The sequence below is a fragment of the Mesorhizobium sp. M7A.F.Ca.CA.004.04.2.1 genome (genome assembly GCF_004022825.1).
Taxonomy (GTDB): Bacteria; Pseudomonadota; Alphaproteobacteria; order Rhizobiales; family Rhizobiaceae; genus Mesorhizobium.
In genome coordinates this window covers 1-2,572 of record NZ_RZPH01000881.1, presented here as the reverse complement: position 1 = coordinate 2,572, position 2,572 = coordinate 1, and the positions used below count along the sequence as shown (strand labels likewise).

3 protein-coding genes are annotated in these 2,572 nt (G+C 61.5%); 1 reads left to right on the top strand and 2 read right to left on the bottom strand.

All coding sequences use genetic code 11. The features are described 5' to 3' along the window. Both EN893_RS28600 and EN893_RS28595 read right to left on the bottom strand, forming a co-directional pair. Window positions 1–652: transglutaminase family protein (locus EN893_RS28600; protein WP_164901191.1), on the bottom strand; the 652-nt coding region annotated here is incomplete at its 3' end. A gap of 112 nt (window positions 653–764) precedes the next feature. Beyond that, window positions 765–1,961 (bottom strand): acyl-CoA dehydrogenase, encoded by a 1,197-nt coding sequence (locus EN893_RS28595; protein WP_127268849.1) that lies wholly within the window; start codon window positions 1,959–1,961, stop codon window positions 765–767. Between the two features lie 138 nt (window positions 1,962–2,099). Here EN893_RS28595 and EN893_RS28590 point away from each other — a divergent pair. Continuing rightward, window positions 2,100–2,572, top strand: a 473-nt coding sequence (locus EN893_RS28590) for a LysR family transcriptional regulator (protein WP_128361971.1), incomplete at its 3' end; no start/stop codon positions are given.

The window sequence follows — 2,572 nt, the reverse complement described above, 5'->3', positions numbered from 1 at the left end:
GACCGTCGAGTGCTACCAGATCGGGCTTCAGCTGGACCAGGTAGCCGGAAACGAAGCGCGCGGCGATGCCGAGGTTGCGTAGGATCTGCACCAGCAGCCAGCTCGAATCCCGGCACGACCCTTTTTTCGCGGCCAAGGTCTCTTCCGGCGAGAACACGCCGGTTTCCATCCGCACGATATAGGCGATCTCGCGCTGCAGCCGAGCATTGAGGTCGACGAGGAAATTGACGGTATTGGGAGCGCTGCGATCAATGGTGTTCAGCAGCGCCGACAGCAGCGGTCCCGCCGGTTCCGGCGTGCGATAGATGGCGAGATCGTCGCGGATTTCTTCCGGATACTCGAATGGAAACGCCTCGGCCGACGGCTCGACGAAGAAATCGAACGGATTGTAGACCGTCATGTCGGCGACGAGGTCGACCTCGATCTTCAACTCCGTCACCGGCTCCGGAAACACGAAGCGGGCTAGGAAGTTGCCGTAGGGGTCCTGCTGCAGATTGACGAAGTGGTTGGCCGGCTCGACCTTGAGCGAATGGCTCAGCACCTTGGTGCGGGAATGCGGCGCCGGCTGCAGCCTGATGATCTGGGGCCCGAGAACCACCGGCCGGTCGTACTTGTAGTGGGTCAGGTGGTAGACAGCTGCCAGAATTGCCATGGAGCCCCGGAATTCAGCGTTTCAAACGATTTCGCTGAACCCTGACACATCTGGCGACCATTCTCCAAGCAGAGATGTTGCGGTGCACCTAATTTAAGCAACGGTTGCCGGCTCAGAAAAACGCCTGTATCCCCGTCTGCGCCCGTCCCAGGATCAGCGCATGCACGTCATGCGTGCCTTCATAGGTGTTGACCGTCTCCAGATTCTGCGCGTGGCGCATGACGTGGTAGCCGATCTGGATACCGTTGCCGCCATGCATGTCGCGGGCCTGGCGGGCGATGTCGAGCGCCTTGCCGCAATTGTTGCGCTTGACGATCGAGATCATTTCCGGCGCCATCTTGCCTTCATCCAGCAGTCGCCCGACGCGCAAGGATGCCTGCAGCCCAAGCGCGATCTCGGTCTGCATATCCGCCAGCTTCTTCTGGTAGAGCTGCGTGCCGGCCAGCGGCTTGCCGAACTGCTTGCGATCGAGACCGTATTGGCGGGCGCGGTGCCAGCAATCCTCGGCGGCGCCCATCGAGCCCCAGGAAATGCCGAAGCGAGCCCGGTTGAGGCAGCCGAACGGTCCGCCAAGGCCTTTTGCGTTGGGCAGCAGCGCGTCTTCGCCGACCTCGACGCCTTCCATCACCACCTCGCCGGTGATCGACGCCCTCAGCGACAGCTTGCCGCCGATCTTCGGCGCCGAAAGCCCCTTCATGCCCTTTTCCAGCACGAAGCCACGGATCTCGTCCTTGCCGTTCTCGCCCTTCAGCTTCGCCCAGACGACGAACACGTCGGCGACCGGCGCGTTGGAAATCCACATCTTCGAACCGGACAGCTTGTAGCCGTTGGCTGTCCTCTCGGCGCGTGTCTTCATGCCGCCCGGGTCGGAGCCGGCATCCGGCTCGGTCAGGCCAAAACAGCCGATCCACTCGCCGCTGGCAAGCTTGGGCAGGTACTTCCTGCGCTGTTCGTCCGAGCCATAGGCGTAGATCGGGTACATCACCAGCGACGACTGCACTGACATCATCGAGCGATAACCCGAGTCGACACGTTCGACTTCCCGCGCGACCAGCCCATAGGTGACGTAGTTCGCGCCAAGCCCGCCGAATTCCTCGGGGATGTTGATGCCGAGCAGGCCGGCCTCGCCCATTTCGCGGAAGATCGCGGCATCGAAAGTTTCGTTGAGGTAGGCGTCCTCGATCCGCGGCGCCAGTCTGTCGGCGGCGAAGGCGGCCGCGCCGTCGCGCACCATGCGCTCGTCTTCCGAAAGCTGGCCCTCGATCAGGAACGGATCTTCCCAGACGAATGCGTTCTTGTCGGCGGCCATCGCGTTTCTCCCAAACCAATGCATGTCGCTCAAAACGATGACATGCATGAAGCAAAATGTTGGCCCGTTCTATCGGCCTGCGCCTCGAAAAAATCAAACGAAATTGATTCACCGATCAATGAGCTCTAGGAATGGGTCATGAGTGTCCAACGCCGCCTTTTGCCCAACATAAGCGCCCTTGCCGCCTTCGAGGCTGTGGCCCGGCTGGGCAGTTTCACCGCTGCCGCCCAGGAGCTCGATTTGACCCAGGGCGCAGTCAGCCGGCAGATCAGATCGCTTGAAGACCAATTCGGCCGCCGGCTGTTCGAACGCGACAGCCGCAATGTCAGGCTGTCGACATCGGGCGAAATCTACGCCGAGGCGGTGCGTTCGGCACTTGGCCAGTTGCGTGACGCAGCCCTTGGATTGATGAGCAATCGGCATAGCGGCATCCTGAACCTTGCCATTCTGCCGACCTTCGGCACGCGCTGGCTGATGCCGATGATCCCCGATTTCGTCGAAAGCAATCCCGATATCACCATCAATTTCGTCACTCGCGTCGGCCGCTTCGACTTTGCCAGGGAGAGGCTGGATGCCGCCATCCACTATGGCCTGCCGGACTGGCCTGAGGC